The sequence below is a fragment of the Nonomuraea sp. NPDC050394 genome, assembly GCF_044459065.1.
In the GTDB taxonomy this organism is placed as follows: Bacteria; Actinomycetota; Actinomycetes; order Streptosporangiales; family Streptosporangiaceae; genus Nonomuraea.
On sequence record NZ_JBITIO010000019.1, the window covers coordinates 59,510 to 78,980 of the forward strand.

Annotated in this window: 17 protein-coding genes; 14 read left to right on the forward strand and 3 right to left on the reverse strand. The window is 71.9% G+C overall.

Annotated features, from left to right (window positions below; all coding sequences use genetic code 11):
* Positions 1-104: 104 nt before the first annotated feature.
* Positions 105-962, forward strand: a complete 858-nt coding sequence (locus ACIBKY_RS46915) for an alpha/beta fold hydrolase (RefSeq protein WP_397107764.1) — start codon at positions 105-107, stop codon at positions 960-962.
* A gap of 11 nt (positions 963-973) precedes the next feature.
* Here ACIBKY_RS46915 and ACIBKY_RS46920 read toward each other — a convergent pair whose 3' ends face one another.
* The gene (locus tag ACIBKY_RS46920) at positions 974-1,975 is read right to left on the reverse strand and encodes an LLM class F420-dependent oxidoreductase (protein ID WP_379637684.1); all 1,002 of its coding nucleotides are present in this window, start codon (positions 1,973-1,975) and stop codon (positions 974-976) included.
* Positions 1,976-2,110: 135 nt separating this feature from the next.
* Between ACIBKY_RS46920 and ACIBKY_RS46925 the strand changes: the two genes are divergently transcribed.
* Entirely contained in the window at positions 2,111-3,499 is a 1,389-nt protein-coding gene (locus ACIBKY_RS46925) for a sulfatase (RefSeq protein WP_397107766.1), read from the forward strand.
* A 42-nt stretch (positions 3,500-3,541) separates the two neighbouring features.
* Here ACIBKY_RS46925 and ACIBKY_RS46930 read toward each other — a convergent pair whose 3' ends face one another.
* The gene (locus tag ACIBKY_RS46930; RefSeq protein WP_397107768.1) at positions 3,542-4,285 is read right to left on the reverse strand and encodes a helix-turn-helix domain-containing protein; all 744 of its coding nucleotides are present in this window, start codon (positions 4,283-4,285) and stop codon (positions 3,542-3,544) included.
* A gap of 73 nt (positions 4,286-4,358) precedes the next feature.
* Here ACIBKY_RS46930 and ACIBKY_RS46935 point away from each other — a divergent pair, with 73 nt between their 5' ends.
* Positions 4,359-5,189 carry an NAD(P)H-binding protein gene (locus ACIBKY_RS46935; protein ID WP_397107770.1) on the forward strand — a complete coding sequence of 277 codons (831 nt, stop codon included), beginning with the start codon at positions 4,359-4,361 and terminating at the stop codon, positions 5,187-5,189.
* Here the strand turns inward: ACIBKY_RS46935 and ACIBKY_RS46940 are convergent.
* On the reverse strand, positions 5,186-5,890 hold the full coding sequence (locus tag ACIBKY_RS46940; RefSeq protein WP_397107772.1) for a FadR/GntR family transcriptional regulator: 705 nt from the start codon (positions 5,888-5,890) through the stop codon (positions 5,186-5,188). The genes ACIBKY_RS46935 and ACIBKY_RS46940 overlap by 4 nt on opposite strands.
* Positions 5,891-5,959: 69 nt before the next feature.
* Between ACIBKY_RS46940 and ACIBKY_RS46945 the strand changes: the two genes are divergently transcribed.
* The 11 genes from ACIBKY_RS46945 to ACIBKY_RS46995 all read left to right on the forward strand — a co-directional run bounded on the left by ACIBKY_RS46945 (position 5,960) and on the right by ACIBKY_RS46995 (position 19,390).
* The gene (locus tag ACIBKY_RS46945; protein WP_397107774.1) at positions 5,960-6,688 is read left to right on the forward strand and encodes a (Fe-S)-binding protein; all 729 of its coding nucleotides are present in this window, start codon (positions 5,960-5,962) and stop codon (positions 6,686-6,688) included.
* Positions 6,685-8,106, forward strand: coding sequence for a lactate utilization protein B (locus ACIBKY_RS46950; protein ID WP_397107776.1), 1,422 nt, complete (start codon positions 6,685-6,687; stop codon positions 8,104-8,106). The genes ACIBKY_RS46945 and ACIBKY_RS46950 overlap by 4 nt, the downstream gene beginning before the upstream one ends.
* 23 nt (positions 8,107-8,129) lie before the next feature.
* A complete protein-coding gene (locus ACIBKY_RS46955; RefSeq protein ID WP_379637733.1) occupies positions 8,130-8,675 on the forward strand; it encodes a lactate utilization protein C in 546 nt (181 codons plus the stop codon).
* A gap of 17 nt (positions 8,676-8,692) precedes the next feature.
* The gene (locus ACIBKY_RS46960) at positions 8,693-9,826 is read left to right on the forward strand and encodes a GNAT family N-acetyltransferase (protein WP_397107778.1); all 1,134 of its coding nucleotides are present in this window, start codon (positions 8,693-8,695) and stop codon (positions 9,824-9,826) included.
* Between the two features lie 4 nt (positions 9,827-9,830).
* Positions 9,831-11,000: a precorrin-6Y C5,15-methyltransferase (decarboxylating) subunit CbiT gene (locus ACIBKY_RS46965; RefSeq protein ID WP_397107780.1), complete on the forward strand. Its 1,170-nt coding sequence runs from the start codon at positions 9,831-9,833 to the stop codon at positions 10,998-11,000.
* A 58-nt stretch (positions 11,001-11,058) separates the two neighbouring features.
* Entirely contained in the window at positions 11,059-11,889 is an 831-nt protein-coding gene (locus ACIBKY_RS46970; protein WP_397107782.1) for a sirohydrochlorin chelatase, read from the forward strand.
* Positions 11,890-11,903: 14 nt separating this feature from the next.
* On the forward strand, positions 11,904-12,956 hold the full coding sequence (gene cobT / locus ACIBKY_RS46975) for a nicotinate-nucleotide--dimethylbenzimidazole phosphoribosyltransferase (RefSeq protein ID WP_397107784.1): 1,053 nt from the start codon (positions 11,904-11,906) through the stop codon (positions 12,954-12,956).
* Positions 12,957-13,333: 377 nt separating this feature from the next.
* Positions 13,334-14,329: an agmatinase gene (speB, locus tag ACIBKY_RS46980; protein WP_397107786.1), complete on the forward strand. Its 996-nt coding sequence runs from the start codon at positions 13,334-13,336 to the stop codon at positions 14,327-14,329.
* Positions 14,330-14,400: 71 nt separating this feature from the next.
* Positions 14,401-15,633, forward strand: a complete 1,233-nt coding sequence (gene cobA / locus ACIBKY_RS46985; protein WP_397107788.1) for a uroporphyrinogen-III C-methyltransferase — start codon at positions 14,401-14,403, stop codon at positions 15,631-15,633.
* Positions 15,634-15,638: 5 nt separating this feature from the next.
* Positions 15,639-17,789, forward strand: a complete 2,151-nt coding sequence (locus ACIBKY_RS46990; protein ID WP_397107790.1) for an AAA family ATPase — start codon at positions 15,639-15,641, stop codon at positions 17,787-17,789.
* Complete coding sequence (locus ACIBKY_RS46995; protein WP_397107792.1) at positions 17,786-19,390, forward strand: GTP-binding protein; 1,605 nt, start codon at positions 17,786-17,788, stop codon at positions 19,388-19,390. The genes ACIBKY_RS46990 and ACIBKY_RS46995 overlap by 4 nt, the downstream gene beginning before the upstream one ends.
* Positions 19,391-19,471: the final 81 nt, after the last annotated feature.

Here is a 19,471-nt window from a genome sequence, read left to right on the forward strand (position 1 = left end):
TGGCTTCATCGGGTTTGCGTCGCACTCGGCCGGTCACACGCCCACTCTACCTTGACTGGCCAAGGTAAATTCCTTACCTTGAGATCCCAAGGTAAGGAGGCATCGTGCGAACCACGATCGAGCTGGCTGCGGCGCTCGGGGTCACGATCCACGATCCGGCGCCGCCTCGCGAGATCCGCTTCACCCGCGCGGGCTGCCGGTTGCACGGGCTCGACTGGGGCGGGACGGGGACCCCGGTGCTCCTGCTGCACGGCGGCGGGCTGACCGCGCGTACCTGGGACTTCGTCTGTCTCGGCCTGCGCGGCGACGCCCGGCTGATCGCGCTGGACCTGCGCGGACACGGCGACAGCGACTGGTCCGACGACTACCGCGTCGACACCCACGCCGCCGACGTCGCCGCCGCGGCCGAGCACCTCGGCCTCGACCGGGTACGGCTGGCCGGGATGTCACTCGGCGGCGTGGTGGCGGCCCGCCTGGCCGAGTCGCGGCCCGATCTGGTGGACCGGCTGGCGCTCGTCGACGTCGCGCCGGGCGTGGACTTCGAGAGCACCGGCGAAGTGCGGGCCTTCATGTTCGGACTGGGCCCGGTGGCGGATCTGGAGACGGTGGTGGAGGCCGCGCTGCGCGTCAACCCGCGCGCCGGCCGCGCGGGTGTCGCCCACCGGATGGGCACCATGTTCCGCCGCGGGCCCGGCGGCGACTGGGTGCCGAAGGGCGATCTGCGTCCCCCCGACTTCCCCGCCATTCTCGCGGCCATCGAAGGGCTGCCCGCCCAGCTGGCCGGCGTGCCGGTGCTCCTGGTTCGCGGCGGCCGCAGCAGGGTGCTCACCCAGGCCGTCGCCGAAGACCTGGCCGATCGCCTCCCGAACTGGGAGCTCGCGGTCGTGCCGGACGCGGGCCACCTCGTCCAGGAGGACAACCCGGCCGTCCTGATCACCGTGCTGCGCGCCTTCCTGGCCTGACGCGCGGAAGGTCAGGAAAGGACCAGGTCGCGGATCGTGCGCAGGGAGTCCTCGTCGCGCGGGCCCATCACCAGCAGGCTGGTCACGGGGGACTTGTGCCACAGCTCCAGCCGCTCCTTGATCCGGCCGGGCGGTCCGACCAGTGAGATGCCGTCGGCCAGCTCGTCGGGGATCGCCTTGAACGCCTCGTCCCTGCGGCCCGCGAGGTACAGGGCCTGGATGTGCTCGGCGGCCTCCGCGTAACCCATGCGGCCGATGATGTCGGCGTGGAAGTTGCGGTGCTTGGCGCCCATGCCTCCGATGTACAGGGTGAGCATCATCTTCACGCCGTCCAGCGCGGAGCGCACGTCGTCGGAGATGACGACCATCACCATGGCGGCGATCTCGAAGTCGGGGCCCCGGCCGGCCAGGGCGCCGCCGTACATCTCCTCGATCTTGGAGGGGAAGGCGAACAGCGGGAGCCAGCCCTGTCCGATCTCGGCGGCCAGGGCGACGTTCTTGGGGCCTTCCGCGCCGAGGTAGACGGGGATGTCGGGGCGCAGGGGGTGGGTGATGAGCTTGAGTGGTTTGCCGAGTTCGCCGGGCAGGGGGAGGGGGTAGTGCGGGCCGTCGCTGGTGACGGGGGCCTCGCGTCGCCAGACCTGGCGCATGATGTCCACGTACTCGCGGGTTCTGGCCAGGGGTTTGGCGAACGGCCGGCCGTACCAGCCCTCGACGACCTGCGGGCCGGAGGCGCCGACGCCCAGCAGCAGGCGGCCGCCCGTCAGGTGGTCCAGGGTCATCGCGGTCATCGCCGTGGCCACGGGCGTCCTGGCCGATAACTGGACCACCGAGGTGCCCAGTTTGATGCGGCTGGTGCGCGCGCCGTACCAGGCCAACGGGGTGAAGGCGTCGCTGCCGTAGGCCTCCGCCGTCCACACCGAGTCGTAGCCGAGCCGCTCGGCCGCGAGGACGGCGTCGGTCGCGTCGTCGGCGTTGCGCTGCCAGTAGCCGAGGTTCAGCCCGAGCTTCATGTGACACCTCCGAATTAAGTTCTATTAGTGCTGCGCACGCCGTTGGGTGTCAATGCACCATCTTTCGGGGAAGTCTGTTCTGTGGTTAAGGGTTTCCGTCGTCTCGCCTTGCTGTTGCTGCTCCTACCTGCGGCGATGGGTACGACGCTCGCCACGGGAGCGGTGGGGGCGCCCAAGCCGAACATCGTGCTCGTCCTGGTCGACGACCTGGAGTCCGGCACGCTGCAGTACTTCCCGAACATCACCCGGCAACTGGTGAGCCAGGGCACCTCGTTCGACCGCTTCTTCGTGACCAACTCCTGGTGCTGCCCCTCGCGCAGCTCCATCCTGAGATCCCAGTACGTCCACAGCCACGGCGTCCTGACGAACACCGCGCCGGAAGGCGGATTCGACAAGTTCTACCGCTCCGGCCTGGAACGTTCCACAATCGGCACCTGGATGCGTTCCGCCGGATATCGCACCGCCCTCATGGGCAAGTTCCTCAACCACTACCCGGGCGAGTCCGCCGCCCCCACCTACGTGCCGCCCGGCTGGGACGACTGGCGCGTGCCCGTCCGCAACCTCTACGAGGAGTACGGCTACCGCCTCAACGAGAACGGCACCCTCGTCGACTACGGCTGGGCCGAGGGCGACTACCTCTCCGACGTGCTCGCGACCAAGGTGCGCGACTTCGTCCAGTCCTCGGGCCAGCGGCCGTTCTTCCTCTACCTGGCCCCGGTCGCCCCCCACAACCCAGCCAACCCCGCGGTACGGCACGCCGGAGCCTTCCCCGACGCCCAGGCCCCCAGGACCAAGAACTTCAACCAGGAGAACGTGGACAACGAGCCGGTCTGGCTCCGCTCGCTGCCGAAACTCGGGCAGAGGGCCATCGACCGCGTCGACGAGCGCTACCGGGCCAGGCTGCGCGCCATGCTCGGCGTCGACGACCTGGTCGGCTCGCTCATGACCACGCTGCAGGAGAGCGGCAAGCTCGCCGACACCTACATCTTCTTCGCCTCCGACAACGGCTTCCACCTCGGTACCCACCGCCTCAAACAGGGCAAGACCACGCCGTTCGAAGAGGCGATCCGGGTGCCGCTCGTGGTGCGCGGGCCCGGGGTGCCGGTGGGGGCGACCGTTCAGGACCTGACCGCGACCGTGGATCTGGCCCCCACCTTCGCCCAGCTCGGCGGGGCCGTCACGCCCGCCTTCGCGGAGGGGCGGTCGCTGCTGCCGTTCCTGCGCGGGCAGACGCCGCGGCCGTGGCGGAAGAACGTGCTCGTCGAGTTCAACCGGCCGCTCAACCAGATGTCGGCCAAGCAGACGCCGGTGCCCGACTACGCGGCGCTGCGTACCAAGGACTACACCTACGTCCAGTACCAGACCGGCGAGACCCAGCTCTACGACCTCAATCAGGACCCCGACCAGCTGAACAACCTCGCCGGGACCGCGCCGCTCGGGCTGGTGCTGGCGTTGCAGGCACGGCTGACGGCCATGCGCGGCTGCGCCGGAGCCTCGTGCCGCGTCGCCGACCTACAGGAGTGACCAGGTCTAATGGAGTGACCAGGTCTACAGGAGTGACCAGGTCTACAGGCGTGACCAGGCGCATTGGGCAGGGGCAGGCAGCCGGCCGGCGCGGAAGGCGCCCGGCGGGACGCCCATGACCGCGCGGAAGTCGGCCGACAGGTGCGACTGGTCGTAGAAGCCGGTCTCGGCGGCCAGCTCCGCCCATGGCTCCTCGCGGGCCACTGCCAGGACGCTGCGGACCCGGTGGATGCGGGCGTAGCGCTTGGGGGACAGTCCGACGGCGTCGTGGAAGAGGTTGCGCAGGTGCCGTTCCGAGACGCCCAGCTCGCGGGCCACCTCGGGCACCCGGCCCGCGCCGGTGAGGAGCCCCGCGGCGGCGTCCACCAGATCGGCGCGGGCGGCGTCGGCGGCCGAGCCGGCCTGGAGCCGCTCCTCCAGCGCTCCGGCCAGGCCGCGGGCCACCTCGGTGTCGTCACGGGCGGCCAGCCGGTCCAGGAGAGTGTCGGCGGGGGCTCCCCACAGGTCTCTGAGCAGCACCGCCTGGTCCACCAGCCCGCGCATCGTCACACCGAGCGCCGCGCCGGCCGGTCCGGGGCGCAGCCGGATCGTCACGCAGCGCGGGGCGTCGCCCGGCGTGAAATAGGACGCCCGGGTTCTGGGCCCGAGCACCACCAGCCCGGTCCCGTCCTGTCCGCTGCGGAAGGCGAGCACGGCGGCGGTGTCCGGCGCGCGCACGTGCACCTCGTGATCGGTGTGCGCCGGCTGGGTCAGCACCTCGGCCGCGACGCCCGCCAGGGTTCTCATGACCATGGGCAACCCCGCAGCCGTGCCGATTCTTCCTATAGGCCGCCGGGGTGCCGCTGGCAGCGTGAACCTCATGATTCTGATCACCGGTGCCACGGGCACCATCGGCAGTGAGGTGACCCGGCTTCTGGCCGCGGCGGGCGTCCCGGCCAGGGCGATGACGCGCGACCCCGGCAGGGTGGCCGGGCCCGCCGTACGCGGGGACTTCGGGGACGTGCGGTCGCTGGAGGCGGCCGTGGACGGGGTGTCGGCGGCGCTGCTGCTGACGCCGTTCGGGGCGGAGATCGCCGCGCACGACCGCGCGTTCGTGGACGTGGCGGCCAGGGCGGGCGTGAAGAGGATCGTGAAGATCTCGGCCATCGGGGCGGGCGGCAGCGAGGACCCCGAGGACGTCGGCGGCATGCACGCGGCCGGCGAGCGCGCCCTTACCGGATCCGGGATCGAGTGGACGATCGTCCGCCCCTCGATGTTCGCCACGAACGCCCTGGGCTGGGCGGAGATGGTCAAGGCCGGGCAGCCGATCCCCAACATGACCGGCGACGGCCGCCAGGGCATCGTTGACCCGCGCGACATCGCCGCGGTGGCCGTGGCGGCGCTGACCGGCGCCGAGCACCACGGCCGGGTCTATGAGGTCACGGGACCCGACCTGCTCACCACCCGCGACCAGGCCGAACTGATCGGGCGGGCGATCGGGCGGCGCGTGGAGACGGTGGACGTGCCGATCGAGCAGGCCGTCGCCCAGATCCCCGACCCGGCCTACGCGAAGGCGGCGGCCAAGGGCTGGGCGTTCATCGCGGCGGGCGGCAACGCGGTGGTGACCACGGCGGTCCAGGACGTTCTGGGCCGCCCGGCGAACTCCTTCGCGTCGTGGGCCGGGGACAACAAGGCAGCCTTCGGCGGTTAGAACTCCGGGAAGAGGGCGGGGTAGGCGTGGGCCAGGTGGACGGTGACCGCCAGCGCCGCCTCCTCGGGCGATCCGGCGGCGATCGCGGCCAGGATGCGCCGATGGTCGGCCTGCAGCACGCGGGTGTCGCCCAGCTGCTCGACCGCCTCGATCGCGTACCGCCGTACCGACTCCCGCAGTGAGCGCATGATCGCGGCGATCAGCCGGTTCCCCGAGGCGTCGGCGATGGCGCAGTGGAAGGCCGTGTCGTGCTCCACGAACTCCTCCGCCGTCCGCGCCCGCTCCATCCCCTCCAGCGCCGCGACGAGGGCCGCGGTGTCGGCGCGGGCGGTGGCGGCGCCGGCGGCGGCCCAGCGTTCGATCATGAGCCGGGTGTCGATCACCTCGCGCAGCTCCAGGCTGGCCAGGCCGAGGTGGAGCCTGAGCAGGTCGGTCAGCGCGCTGTCGGGCCGGGAGGTGAGCACGGCCCCGGCGTCCGGGCCCCGCCCTGCCTGCGAGGAGACCACGCCCAGCGTCTCCAGCACGCGCAGCGCCTCGCGTACCGACGAGCGTCCGACCCGGAGCTGCTCGGCCAGCTGGCGTTCGCCGGGCAGCCGGTCGCCGACGGTCAGCCCGTCCTCGGCGATGCGGTGCTCGATCTGGGCCAGCACGTCCTCGAACGCGCGGGTCCGCTTCACGGGCCGCCATCCGGTGTCGGTCACGGGCACCCCTCTTGTCGCGTTGTATGGTCTGACCATACAGTGGTCAGACCATTGAGAGGAAGGAGTGCCGTGCGGGTCGCCCTGTTCATCACGTGCGTCAACGACACGCTCTTCCCCGGCACCGGCAAGGCGGTGGTGTCGCTGCTGCGCCGGCTGGGCTGCGAGGTCGACTTCCCCGCCGCCCAGACCTGCTGCGGGCAGATGCACGTCAACACCGGTTATCGCGAGGAGGGGGTACGGCTGGCGCGCCACTTCACCGAGGTCTTCGCCGGGTACGACGCGGTCGTCGCGCCGTCGGGCTCCTGCGCGGCGATGGTGCGCGAGCAGTACCCCAAGCTGGTACGGCCCGGCAGCAGGGGAGCCGCGGCCGTGGCGGACGTGGCCCCGAAGGTGCACGACCTGTCGGAGTTCCTGATCGACGTCCTCAAAGTCGACGACGTAGGCGCATATTTCCCGCACCGGGTGACATATCACCCGACGTGTCACTCGCTCCGCGGCCTGCACCTGGGCGACCGCCCTGCCCGCCTCCTGCGCAACGTGCGCGGCCTCGAACTGATCCCCCTGGGCGGCGCCGACGAGTGCTGCGGCTTCGGCGGCACGTTCGCGGTCAAGAACCCGGCCATCTCCGCCGCCATGTGCGCCGACAAGGTACGCAACGTGCTCGGCACCGGCGCCGAAGTGCTCTGCGCGGCCGACAACTCCTGCCTGATGCACATCGGCGGCACGATGAAACGCCAGCGGACCGGGGTGCGGATCATGCACCTGGCCGAGATCCTGGCCGCGACGGAGGAACGATGAGCGGCACCTTCCTCGGCATGCCCGGCGCCTTTCCGGCCAACGCGGCGGCAGCCGTACAGGACAGTCAGCTTCGCTACAACCTGCGCAAGGCCACCCACACCATCCGCGGCAAGCGCGTCAAGGCCGTCGACGAGCTGCCCGACTGGATGGAGCTGCGCGCGGCGGGGAAGGCCATCAAGGACCACACCCTGCGCCACCTCGACCGCTACCTGGTGCAATTGGAGGAGGCGGTCACCCGCAACGGCGGCACCGTCCACTGGGCGCGCGACGCCGCCGAGGCCAACCGCATCGTCACCGGCCTGGTCAAGGCCACCGGCGAGCGCGAGGTGGTCAAGGTCAAGTCGATGGCCACCCAGGAGATCGGGCTCAACGAGCACCTGGCCGCCGAGGGCATCACCGCGTACGAGACCGACCTGGCCGAACTGATCGTGCAGCTCGGCGAGGACTTCCCCTCGCACTTCCTGGTCCCGGCGATCCACCGCAACCGCTCGGAGATTCGCGAGATCTTCCTCGACAAGATGGCCGAGTGGGGCCGTCCCGCGCCGCCCGGACTGACCGACGACCCGCCGGCGCTCGCCGACGCCGCCCGGCTCCACCTGCGCGAACGCTTCCTGGCCAGCAAGGTCGCCGTCTCCGGCGGCAATTTCATGATCGCCGAGACCGGCACGCTGGTCGTGCTGGAATCCGAGGGCAACGGCCGCATGTGCCTGACCCTGCCCGAGACGCTGATCAGCGTGGTCGGCATCGAGAAGCTGCTGCCCACCTGGCGCGACCTGGAGGTCTTCCTCCAGTTGCTGCCGCGCAGTTCCACCGCCGAGCGCATGAACCCCTACACCAGCACCTGGACCGGCTCCGCCGAAGGCCAGGACTTCCACCTCGTACTCCTCGACAACGGCCGCACCGGCGTGCTCGCCGACGAGGTCGGCCGGCAGGCGCTGCGCTGCATCCGCTGCTCGGCCTGCCTCAACGTCTGTCCCGTCTACGAACGCGCCGGCGGCCACGCCTACGGCTCGGTCTACCCGGGCCCGATCGGCGCCATCCTCACCCCGCTGCTGCGCGGCTTCGACACCGAACTGGACGCCTCGCTGCCCTACGCCTCGTCGCTGTGCGGCGCCTGCTTCGACGCCTGCCCGGTCGCGATCGACATCCCGGAGGTGCTGGTCGACCTGCGCGCCAAGGTCCCGCACGGCCGGGCGGAGCGCGCGGGCATGAAGGTCGCGGGCTGGGTGCTCAACGACGAGGTACGGCTGGCCAAGGCCCAGCGCCTCGCCACGCGCTTCCGCAAGCTGGTGCCCAAGCGCCTGCCCGGCCCCCTGTCGGCCTGGACCGACACCAGAGACCTGCCGGAGATCCCGGAAGAGTCGTTCAGGGACTGGTGGGAGAGAACCCGACGCGGCGGAGGGAGTGAGGAGAGGTGAGCGACCGGATGGAAACGGGCGTGATGGGCGCGCGTGAGGAGATCCTGGGCCGGATCAGGAAGGCCGTGAAGGGCGCGCCCGAGGTGGAGATCCCGCGCGACTACCGCACGAGCGTCCCCGTGGCCGACCCGGTCGGGCTGTTCGCCGAGCGGCTGGACGACTACCGGGCCATCGTGCACGTGGTGCCCGCCGCCGACGTGGACGCCAAGGTGGCCGAGCTGACCGCGGGCAAGCGGATGGTCGTGCCCGGCGAACGCGCGTGGTCGCGGGAAGAGCTGGCGGCGGCCGACGGCGTCGTCACCGGCTGCGCGATCGCCATCGCCGAGACCGGCACCATCGTCCTGGACACCCGCCAGGGCGAGCGGGCCCAGACACTGCTGCCCGACTACCACCTGTGCCTGGTGCGCGCCGGCCAGATCGTCGGCGGCGTCCCCGACGCGATCGCCAGGCTCGACCCGTCCAGGCCGCTCACCTGGATCAGCGGACCGTCGGCGACCAGCGACATCGAGCTCAACCGCGTCGAGGGCGTACACGGTCCCAGGACCCTGGAAGTGATCATCAGCACCTGACTGGGTACCCTTCGCACGTGTTCGACGCACAGCTCACCGTCACGACAGAACGCCTGGTCCTGCGCCCGTTCGGCCCCCAGGACGCCAACCGGATCCGCGCGATCGTCGAGTCCGGGGCGATCTTCCTGCCGCCCGGCGCGCCCACGCACGTCGCCGGGATCACCCCGTGGCTCACCTCGGGCGTGCACGAACTGCAACGCTCGGGCACCGGCGCGCACCTGGCCATGACCGACGCCGAAGGGCTGGTCGTGGGCGCGATCAGCCTGTTCAAGACCTCGTGGACCGCGGGAACCACCGAGGTCGGCTACGGCGTCCATCCGCTGTACCGGGGCCGCGGCTTCGCGCCGGAGGCGGTCACCGGACTGGCCGACCACGTCTTCGCGCACACCGAGCTGCGGCGCATCGACCTGACCGCCAACCTGGACAACACCGCCTCGCTCCGGGTCGCCGAGAAGGCCGGCTTCACCAGGGAAGGCGTGCTGCGGGCCGCGGTCCTGGAGGACGACGGGCCGCACGATCTGGCCATGTTCGGGCTGCTGCGCGGCGACAGCCGTACCGGCGCGGGGGCCTCGACGTCGTCTGCTGCCCCAGAGGTCTTCCCGCACCGTGAGCTGATCACGGCGCGGCTGCGGCTGCGGCGGCCGGAGGAGCGGGACGTTCCGGGACTGGCCGCGACCGGCGGCGACGAGCGGACACAGGAATTCACCACCGTTCCGCGCGGCTACACCGAGGCGGACGCGCGCGGCTTCCTGCGCCACGCCGAGCAGGCGCGCGCCGACGGCGCGGGCGTCGCGTGGACGGTAGAGGAGCGCGAGAGCGGTCGGTACGTCGGCAGCGTCGACCTCAAGGGCACCGACTGGCGGATGCGTACCACGGAGGTCGGCTACATGACCGCGCCGTGGGCCCGCGGGCAGGGCTACATCGGCGAGGCCGTGCTCGCCGTCGCGCGCTGGATCTTCGCCGAGCACGGCTTCGTGCGGCTCCAGTTGCGGGCCGCGGCGTCGAACACCGGCTCGCAGCGGGTGGCGGAGAAGGCGGGCTTCGTCCGCGAAGGCGTGGCACGTAACGGCGGCCACGGCGAGGACCTCGTCGTGTACGGCCTTATCCCTTCCGACATCTCTTCCGGGCAGGTGGGAAAGACGTCACTCTGAAGGGGTGACAATCACGGTGATCGGCTGGGACGGTTCCGGCCTTCCGGCCACGGCGGCCGACAGGCTGCGCGCGGCCGCCCTCGTGATCGGCCCCGACGCTCTCCTCGGCGAGCTCGGGATCGACGCGCCGACCGCCTCCTCCGGCGCGCTCCTCGACGCCCTCGACGACCACCTCGAACAGGGCGAAGGACCGGCCGTCGTGCTCGCGGAAGGCGACCCCGGGCTGTTCGGCGCCGTCGCCGCGCTGCGCGCCCGCGGCATCAAGCCCGAGGTGCTTCCCGCCACCGCGGTGATCACCCGCGCGTTCGCCTGCGCGGGGCTCAACTGGGAGGACGCCCTCGTGGTGGCCCCCGCCGGCGCCTACCAGCTCGCCCGCGTCGTCAACGCCTGCCGTGCCCACCCCAAGGTCGCCGTGCTGTGCACCGACGGCGTCGGCCCCGCCGAACTGGCCCGCGAACTCGCGCCCACCACCCCGCGCTCCCTCATCGTCTGCGAGGACCTCGGCGGACCTGGCCAGCGCGTCACCCACAGCCGCATGGGCGAGGCCACCACCCGGCCGTGGAAGGACCCCGACGTCGTCCTCGTCCTCGACCCGCTGCACCGGCCCAGGGAAGCCGGCTGGGTGGCGGGGGCGCAGCCGGGGCCGCGCGAGTGGGCGCTGCCGTTCGGCACGGGTATCGCGCCAGAGGTACGCGCCTTCATCCTGGCCAAGCTCGGCCCCCGCCTCGGCGACCTGATCTGGGACGTCGGCGCCGGATCCGGAGAGATCGCGGTCGAGTGCGCCAGGTTCGGCGCGGCCGTCGTCGCCGTCGAGCGCGAGGAGGAGGCCTGCGCCCGCCTGCGCGCCAACGTCATCGAACACGGCGTCAAGGTCGCCCTCACCCGCGGCCAGGCCCCGCCCGCGCTCGAACCGCTGCCCGACCCCGACGCCGTCTTCGTCGGCGGCGGCGGAACCGACGTGATCGCCGCCTGCGCCGCCCGCGGCCCCCGCACGCTCGTGTGCTCGCTCAAGACCGTCGAGCACGTGCCCGCCGTACTCGACGTGCTGCGCGAGCAGGGCTACCAGGCCGAGGGCACCCAGATCCAGGCCTCCAGGCTGACCGCCCACTCCGACGGCTCACACGGCCTGCACGCCGCCGATCCCGTGTTCGTGGTGCACACACGGGTTCTCTGAACCGTCGCCGATCGGTTATCCTCGCGTGTCTTGTCTACGCACCGGAGAACCCCTACACATGAAGCCGCCGCTGCTGCTCATCGGGCACGGCTCGAACGATGACGGCGATTCTGCAGAGTTCGGCAGATTCGTCCATCGGCTCCGATGCCGCCTCGACGAGCAGGCCGCCGTCGTATCCGGCGGCTACCTCGAACGTGCGACCCCCCGGTTGAGCGACTCCGTCGCCTCCTTGGTGGCCCGCGGCCATCACCGCCTGGTGGCGCTGCCCCTCAGCCTCAGCCGGGTCAGCGACGACTTCCCCGCCGCCATGGCCCTGGAGCAGGAGAGGCACCCCACGCTCATGTACGACTACGGCCGCCCCCTCGGCCCCGACCCCCGCGTGCTCGCCGTCCTCGCCGAGCGGCTCAAGGACGCCGCCACCGACATCGTGGAGCCCGTCTCCGAGCGGCCCCGCCTGCGCGTCGTCGACTCCGCCGCCGTCCTTGAGGAGTCGCCCAGGATCGAGCCGGGCGAGACCGCCGTCGTGCTGGTCGGTGAGGGTTCCACGGACCCGGTCGCCAACGCCGAGGTGCACCGGGTCTCGCGGCTGTTCTGGGAGACGCACGCCTACGACTTCATGACCGTCGAGACCGCCTTCGTCTCCGTCACCCCGCCCGGTGTGCCCGGCGGCCTGGAGCGCTGCCGCAGGCTCGGCGCCAAGCGCGTCATCGTCGTCCCCTACCTGCTTTTCGCCGGGGTCATGCTGGAGAAGGTCTGGGCCCAGGCGCTCGCCTACGGCGCCGGCCACCCCGAGCTCGACATCCGCTGCGCCGAGGTGATCGGCGACTGCGAGACCCTCGCGGACGTCGTCATCGAGCGCTACGAGGAAGCGCTCCAGCTCGTCCACTAGCTAGGGTGGCGGGCGTGCTGGAAGAGACGATCGCCGCGATCCGCCCCGCCGACGCCCGCGCGCTGGCCGAAGCCCGCTCCCACCAGGACCGCCTCACCAAGCCTCCCGGCGCGCTCGGCGCGCTGGAGGAGGTCGCGGTACGCCTGGCGGGCTCGGCCGGTACCTCCCCGCCCCCGATGCCGGCACCCGCCGCCCTGGCCATCTTCGCCGCCGACCACGGCGTGCACGCCCAAGGCGTGAGCCCGTGGCCGCAGGAGGTCACGCAGCAGATGGTGGCCAACTTCCTGGCTGGGGGAGCGGTGGCCAACGCCTTCGCCGCCCAGGTCGGCGCGTCCGTGACCGTCGTCGACGTGGGCGTGGCCGCCGACCTCCCGCCCGCGTCCGGCCTCATGATCAAGAAGGTGGGGTACGGCACCGCCGACCTCTCCCTCGGCCCGGCGATGACGGAGGCGCAGGCCGTACAGGCGCTCGAAGCGGGCATCTCCGTGGCCCGCACCCTCATCGCGGACGGCGCCCGCTGCCTCATCACCGGCGACATGGGCATCGCCAACACCACCGCCTCGGCCGCCCTCATCGCCGCCTTCACCGGCACCGACGCCGCCGCGGTCACCGGCAGGGGCACCGGCGTGAACGACGAGACCCACACCCTCAAGATCGCGGTGGTCCGCCGCGCCCTCGATGCCAATGCTTCTGCCGAGTCGCCTTTGCCCGCTCTCGCCGCGCTCGGCGGGTTCGAGCACGCGGCCATCGCCGGGTTCATCCTGGGCGGGGCGGCGGCGCGGGTGCCGGTGATCCTCGACGGGGTCATCGCCGGGGCCGCCGCCCTGGCCGCCCACGCGCTGTCCCCCTCGGCCACGGACCACTGCGTGGCCGGCCACCGCTCCGCCGAACCCGGCCACGCGGTCGCCCTCGCCCACCTCGGCCTGCGCCCGCTGGTCGACCTGGAGCTCCGGTTGGGCGAGGGGACGGGTGGGCTGCTGGCACATCCGCTGGTGTGCGCGGCGGTCCGCGTCATGCACGAAGTGGCCACCTTCGACGCCGCGGGCGTAACAGAAAAGCCCAGCTGACCAGCCCCTCGCCCCCTGGATCTCCACCCGCCTCCGGCGGCTTGACCGTCCCTTGGGGCTTGACCCGCCTCCAGGGCTTGACCCGCCCTTGGGGCTTGACCCGCCCCTTGGGGCTCCACCTGTCCCTGGGTTTCACCCGTCCCTGGGCTTCACCCGCCTCGGCTGCGGCCCGCCGCCCGGGCGCGGCTTCCGCCTCCCGGAATCGCCCACCGTGTCCCGGGTCCGCGTCTCGTAACCGTGTGCACGGGCCCCGTGTGCCGGGGGGCCTTGTCACCCTGGCCGGGGTTCGTGTCCGGGGAGCTCAGATGCCGTGCCCCTCACCGGAGCGGCGGTGGGGTGGTGGGTGTGATGATGGGGTTGTGACTCGTTATGGTGCGATGTACGGACCCGACATCACCTTCCTGGGCGTCGAGCGGTGCGATGTGCTCGATCCGGCCACCTACGCGGGCGCGGACGTGGTCATCGTCGGCGCCCCCTTCGACGGCGGCACCTCGAACCGGCCGGGCGCCAGGTTCGGGCCGATGGCGCTGCGCCAGGCCTGCTACCTGCCACACGACGGCTCCAGGCCCAGCCTGGCGCTCCGGGTGGACGCCCTCCAGGACCTCCGGGTGCTGGACGCCGGGGACGTCGAGATGTACTCGGGGGACGTCGAGAGCTCGCTGGCCAACATCGAGGACGCCGTCCACCGGATCGCCGCCTCCGGTGCGATCCCGCTGATCCTCGGCGGTGACCACACCGTGGCGCTGCCCGACGCCAAGGGCACCGCGCGGGCCTTCGAGCCGGGCCGTACCTCGATGATCCATTTTGACGCGCACGCGGACACCGGTGACATCGAGTTCGGGCACCTGCACGGGCACGGTACGCCGATGCGCCGGCTGATCGAATCCGGGGCGATCAGAGGGGACCGCTTCCTCCAGATCGGCCTGCGCGGCTACTGGCCGGGGCCCGAGACGCTCGACTGGATGGCCGAGCAGAACATGCGCTCCTACGAGATGACGGAGATCGTCACGCGCGGGCTGGAGGAGTGCCTGACCGAGGCGTTCACGCTCGCGCTGGACGAGTGCGACCAGATCTTCCTCTCGGTCGACATCGACGTCTGCGATCCCGGCCATGCGCCCGGCACGGGTACGCCGGAACCCGGTGGGCTGTCGGCCAGGCAGCTTCTCGACGCGGTCCGCCGCATCTGCTACGAACTGCCGGTGGCGGGCATGGAGGTCGTGGAGGTGGCGCCGCCGTACGATCACGCGGACATCACCGCCTTCCTCGGCAACCGCGTTATCCTTGAGGCTCTGTCAGCGATGGCCAGACGCCGCAAGGACGGTGAGGGCGGGCCGCGCTGGGATCCCCGGCAGCCACTACTTGACGGCCGCTAGTTCCACATTGCCAATCTTCCGTTAGGTTTACCTCCTAACACACCAACCTTCGCGAACGGGAGATTCGCCCCATGGGCCCCTACCTCCTCGGCCTGCGGCTTTCCGGCCGCCGGGTCCTCGTCGTCGGTGGCGGCCGGGTCGCCCAGCGACGGGTTCCCGCGCTGCTGGAGGCCGGTGCGGCGGTCACGGTGGTCTCGACCTCCGTCACTCCGGCGCTCGACGACCTGATCGCCGCCGGCCGGATCACCTGGCACGCCAGGCCGTACGAAGTGGGCGACTGCGACGGCGCGTGGCTCGTGCAGGCCTGCACGAGCGACCACGCGGTCAACGCGGCCGTGGCCGCGGAGGCCGAGGCCAAGCGGATCTGGTGCGTGCGCGCCGACGACAAGGACGCCTCGGCCGCCTGGACGCCCGCCTCGGGCAAGGTCGACGAGATCAGCGTCGCGATCACGGCGGGAGGCGATCCGCGCCGGGCCGCCGGAATCCGCGACGCCGTGGTCGACGCGCTGCGCGACGGCACCGTCGACGCCCGCCGTAACCGGGCGAAACCCATCGGCGTCGCCCTCGTCGGCGGCGGGCCGGGCGATCCCGGCCTGATCACGGTGCGCGGGCGGCAGTTGCTCGCCCAGGCCGACGTGGTGGTCGCCGATCGGCTCGCGCCCCGGGCGCTGCTCGACGAACTCGCCCCCGACGTCGAGCTGATCGACGCCGCCAAGGTGCCGTACGGGCGTTCGCTGGCCCAGGAGGCCATCAACGACATGCTGATCGACCGGGCCAGGCAGGGCAAGTTCGTGGTCCGGCTGAAGGGCGGCGACCCGTTCGTGTTCGGACGCGGTGGCGAGGAGATGCTGGCCTGCGCCCACGCGGGCATCCCGGTGCTGGTCGTGCCGGGCATCACCAGCCCGGTCGCGGTACCGGCCGCCGCGGGGGTCCCGGTCACGCACCGGGGGGTCAGCCAGGAGTTCCATGTGATCTCGGTGCACGTCGCGCCCGACGATCCGCGCTCCACGGTCGACTGGCCCGGAATGGCACGCTCCGAAGGCACGCTCGTGCTCATGATGGCCGTGGAACGGCTGGCCAAGGTGGCCGAGGCCTTGCAGCGAGACGGACGTTCGCCGGAAACTCCCGTAATGGTGGTACAGGACGGTACTCTTCCCACGCAACGGGCGGTCACCGCCACGCTTGCCACCGTGGCCGACCGCGTTTCAGCGGCCGGGATACGGCCCCCGGCGATCGTCGTCGTCGGCGACGTCGTGAAGGTCGGCCAGGAGGTCGAGATGGTTCGATCGGAGCGGGTTCCGTGAACGCCATGGGTGACGGGCACCAGGAGTCGGCGGGGGAGCGGACGCTGTTCATGCCTCCCATCAGACAGCCCGCAGAGGTACGGCCGGCCGCCCCCGACCCGGCCACCGGGCACGACGGCGAGCCACCGGAGGAGACGCCGGAGGCCGAGGCGACCCAGGATCCGGGCGCCGAGGACATCGCCGCCGACGACATCGTGGACGACGACATCGTGGACGAGGACATCGCGCCCGACGACATGGTGGACGACGACATCGCGGATGAGGAGGCCGGTGACGTCGCCGAGCATGACGGCGAAGCCGGAGACGACGACGGTCCCGCCGAGGCCGGGGATGCCGCCGAGACGCCAGAGGTAGAGGATCACGCGGACGTCGAGGCCGAGGCTGACGACGAGGCCACGGGTGAAGAGGCCACGGGTGACGGGGCCGGCGAGGCCACGGAGGTGGCCGAGGACGCGGCGGAAGCCGTACCGGAAAGTGGCGAGGGCGCGCCCGCCGCGGCGGTGCGGGTGGAAGAGCTGCCCAAGGAGGCGGCTCAGCGGCTCGGACTCGCGCTCGACGCGCTGCGGCTGAGCGTGGCCGACCTGAGGTTCGGGCTTGACCTGCCCGGCGCCGAGGAGGCGCGGCAGGCGCGGGACGACCTGCTGGCGCAACTGCGGGACTACGTGCTGCCCCGGGTGCGCACCAGCACGGCCCCGGCGCTGATCGTGGTGGCCGGGTCGACCGGCGCGGGCAAGTCCACGCTCGTCAACAGCCTGGCGGAGAAGAACATCAGCCGCACCGGCGTGCGCCGGCCCACCACCGGGACACCGGTGCTGGCCTGTCACCCCGACGACCTGCCGTGGTTCGGCTCGGGTGAGCTGCTCGGCGGGCTGACGCGGATCGAGAAGCCGACCCCGGAGACCGGGCTCGACAGCCTGGTCGTGGTGTCCACCGAGAAGCTGCCCCAGGGCGTGGCGCTGCTCGACACCCCCGACATCGACTCCGTCGTCGAGGAGCACCACGACGTCGCCCACCGCATGCTCGACGCCGCGGACCTGTGGATCTTCGTCACCACCGCCGCCCGCTACGCCGACGCGCCCGCGTGGAAGCTGCTGCGGCTGGCCAAGGAGCGCGGCGCCCGGCTCGGGATCGTGCTCTCCCGGGTCCAGCCGAGGGCGCGCGACGTGGTCGTGAAGCATTTCGTCCGCATGCTCACCGAGTACGGCCTGGGCGACGCCGATCGGTTCGTGGTCAACGAGGCCACGGTCACCGACGGCAAGCTGCCCGACAGCGAGGTCACCGACCTGCGCCTCTGGCTGGCCGAACTCTCCGTCGACGAGGAGCGCAGGGCCCTGGCCGTACGCGAGACGCTGGACGGCGTGCTCGACAGCTTCCGCACCCGGGTGCCGGAGCTGGCCAGGCAGCTGGAGGAGCAGGTCGCCTTCCGCAACGAGCTGCGTACCGACGTCGAGGCCGCCTATCTGGGCGCGCTGTCCGACATCGAGCGGGCCACCAAGAACGGTTCGCTGGTCAACGGCGAGGTGCTGGCCCGCTGGCAGGACTTCACCGGCTCCGGCGAGCTCACCCGCGCCCTCCAGGTACGCCGGCGCGGCAAGGCGGCCAAGCAGACGCCCGAGCGCATCCAGGCCTTCCGCACCGCGATCCGCACCGGTCTGGAGTCGTTGATCGCGGCGGCGGCCAACCGGGCCTCCGAGGAGGTCGTGGCACGCTGGCGGCACCGCGCGGAGCTGGGCGGGCTGCTCGGGGCCGGGCTCGAACGCCCCTCCGACGAGCTCGCGCGCCGTGCCAACCGGGCCATCGCGGCCTGGCAGGAGCACGTCACCGAGCTGGTCAGGACCGAAGGCGTGGCCAAGCGGTCGATCTCCAAGATCGTTTCGTTCGACGCCGACTCGCTGGCGTTGATCTTCATGGTGGCGATGTTCAGCGGCGGCAGCGTCGAGGGCGTGCCGCACAAGCTGGTCAACGCCCTGCTCGGCGCCGAGTCGCTGCGCGGCATCGGCGCGAAGGCGCTCAGCGACCTGCGGGCCAGGATCGGTGTGCTGTTCGACGAGGAATCCATGCGTTACGTGCAGGCGCTCGACGCGGCCGGGATACCGGACGAGTCGGCCGCGACGAGGCTCTACCAGGCGACATACAACCTCGAGGTCGCTCGATGACGGCTGTCACCACCACCGGAAGGCCGGGGCTCGGCCCCCGGCTCAACGCCCTTTCCAAGATCGTGGAGCTCGGCCCGGGACGGCTCGACGAGAAGCTGCTCACCGACTCGGGCGCCCTGCTGCTGCGCGCGGGCGACCGGCTCAAGCTCTCGTCAGAGCACACCGTGGTCGCGCTGGCCGGAGGCACGGGCAGCGGCAAGTCGACGCTGTTCAACGCGGTCTCCGGGCTCGAACTGTCGCCGACGGGCGTCAGGCGGCCGACGACGGCGCGTACCCACGCCTGCGTGTGGGGGCTCGATGGCGCGGCGCCGCTCCTCGACTGGCTGCAGGTGCAGTGGCGGCACCGCTTCGCCCGCGCCAGCGCGCTCGACAAGGGCGAGAGCCGCCTGCACGGGCTGATCCTGCTCGACCTGCCCGACCACGACTCGATCAGGGCGCTCACCGACAACGAGGCCGACCGGCTGATCGGGCGGGCCGACCTGGTGGTGTGGGTGCTGGACCCGCAGAAGTACGCCGACGCCTCCACCCACCGCCGCTACGTCACCGACCTGGCCGGGCACGAGGCCGTCACCGTCTTCGCGCTCAACCAGTCCGACCGGCTCTCCCACGAGGAACTGGCCGAGCTGGTCATCGACCTCAACGACCTGCTCAAGCGCGAGGGCGTGGCGCAGCCGACCGTCGTGCCCACCTCGGCCGTCTCCGGGCGCGGCATCGACAGCCTGAAGAGCGTGATCGCCGACGCGGTCTCCCGTCGGCGGGCCGCCATCCAGCGTCTCGACGCCGACCTTGACCGGCTGACCAGACGGCTGGCCGAAACCTCGCCCGTGGGCGAGGCGCCGCCCACCGTCGACGCCGCGCGCCGGGTCGGGCTGACGGACGCCCTCTGCGACGCCGTGGGCGTGCCCGCGCTGGGCGAGGCCATGGAGAACATCTACGCCGAGCGGTCCGGGCGGTGGGTCGGCTGGCCGTACCCGCGATGGATCGCGAAGTTCCGGCCGGATCCGCTGAAGAGCCTCAAGCTGGACGAGATGCAGGTCGTCACCGGGCGGATCACCGCGCAGCCCGCCGAGGTGGTCAACGCCGTGCAGGCGCTGGCCGACGGGCTGTCGGGCGGGATGACCGACGTGTGGCGGTCGGGGCTGCACCACGCGGCGCGCTCGCGCTCCGGGCAGTTGCCGCAGGCGCTCACCGAGGAACTGGCCGAGGTCGCGCCGGAGCTCGATCGGGTGCCGGGGTGGTGGCGGGCGCTCAAGGCGTGGCAGTACACGCTGGTGGCGGCGTTCTTCCTCGGGCTGGTGTGGCTGGGGGTCGGGCTGACGGCCGGTGACTCGTTGCCGTCGGCGCTCGCGGTGCTCGGCGATACGGCGGCGCTGCCCTGGGTCGGGGTGATGATGGCCTCCGTGCTCGGATTGGGGGCGTTGTCCGCGGTCGCCTCGCGGAACTTCGTCGTTCTGGGCGCCTCGCGCGAGCGTGAGCGGCTGGAGCGGGAGATGCGCCGCCGGGTGGGCGCGGTGGCGGAGAGCATGGTCGTGGAGCCGGTCGAGCGGGAGCTGACCAGGCACAACGAGTTCTCCACCGCCATGAGGGGCCTCACCGGCTGAGTTCTCCACAGGGGCCGGTTGTCCCCAGAACGGGGTTCGGCGGGTTCTTCCGGGTGCCGTTCGCGAGAACGTGGCCTCCGT

Excerpts from the sequence above, each read along its gene's own strand:
- ACIBKY_RS46920 (WP_379637684.1), bottom strand. The coding sequence starts at position 1,975 with ATGAAGCTCGGGCTGAACCTCGGCTACTGGCAGCGCAACGCCGACGAC.
- ACIBKY_RS46925 (WP_397107766.1), top strand. The coding sequence starts at position 2,111 with ATGGGTACGACGCTCGCCACGGGAGCGGTGGGGGCGCCCAAGCCGAAC.
- ACIBKY_RS46930 (WP_397107768.1), bottom strand. The coding sequence starts at position 4,285 with ATGAGAACCCTGGCGGGCGTCGCGGCCGAGGTGCTGACCCAGCCGGCG.
- ACIBKY_RS46935 (WP_397107770.1), top strand. The coding sequence starts at position 4,359 with ATGATTCTGATCACCGGTGCCACGGGCACCATCGGCAGTGAGGTGACC.
- ACIBKY_RS46950 (WP_397107776.1), top strand. The coding sequence starts at position 6,685 with ATGAGCGGCACCTTCCTCGGCATGCCCGGCGCCTTTCCGGCCAACGCG.
- ACIBKY_RS46955 (WP_379637733.1), top strand. The coding sequence starts at position 8,130 with ATGGGCGCGCGTGAGGAGATCCTGGGCCGGATCAGGAAGGCCGTGAAG.
- ACIBKY_RS46970 (WP_397107782.1), top strand. The coding sequence starts at position 11,059 with ATGAAGCCGCCGCTGCTGCTCATCGGGCACGGCTCGAACGATGACGGC.
- speB (WP_397107786.1), top strand. The coding sequence starts at position 13,334 with ATGTACGGACCCGACATCACCTTCCTGGGCGTCGAGCGGTGCGATGTG.
- cobA (WP_397107788.1), top strand. The coding sequence starts at position 14,401 with ATGGGCCCCTACCTCCTCGGCCTGCGGCTTTCCGGCCGCCGGGTCCTC.
- ACIBKY_RS46990 (WP_397107790.1), top strand. The coding sequence starts at position 15,639 with ATGGGTGACGGGCACCAGGAGTCGGCGGGGGAGCGGACGCTGTTCATG.
- ACIBKY_RS46995 (WP_397107792.1), top strand. The coding sequence starts at position 17,786 with ATGACGGCTGTCACCACCACCGGAAGGCCGGGGCTCGGCCCCCGGCTC.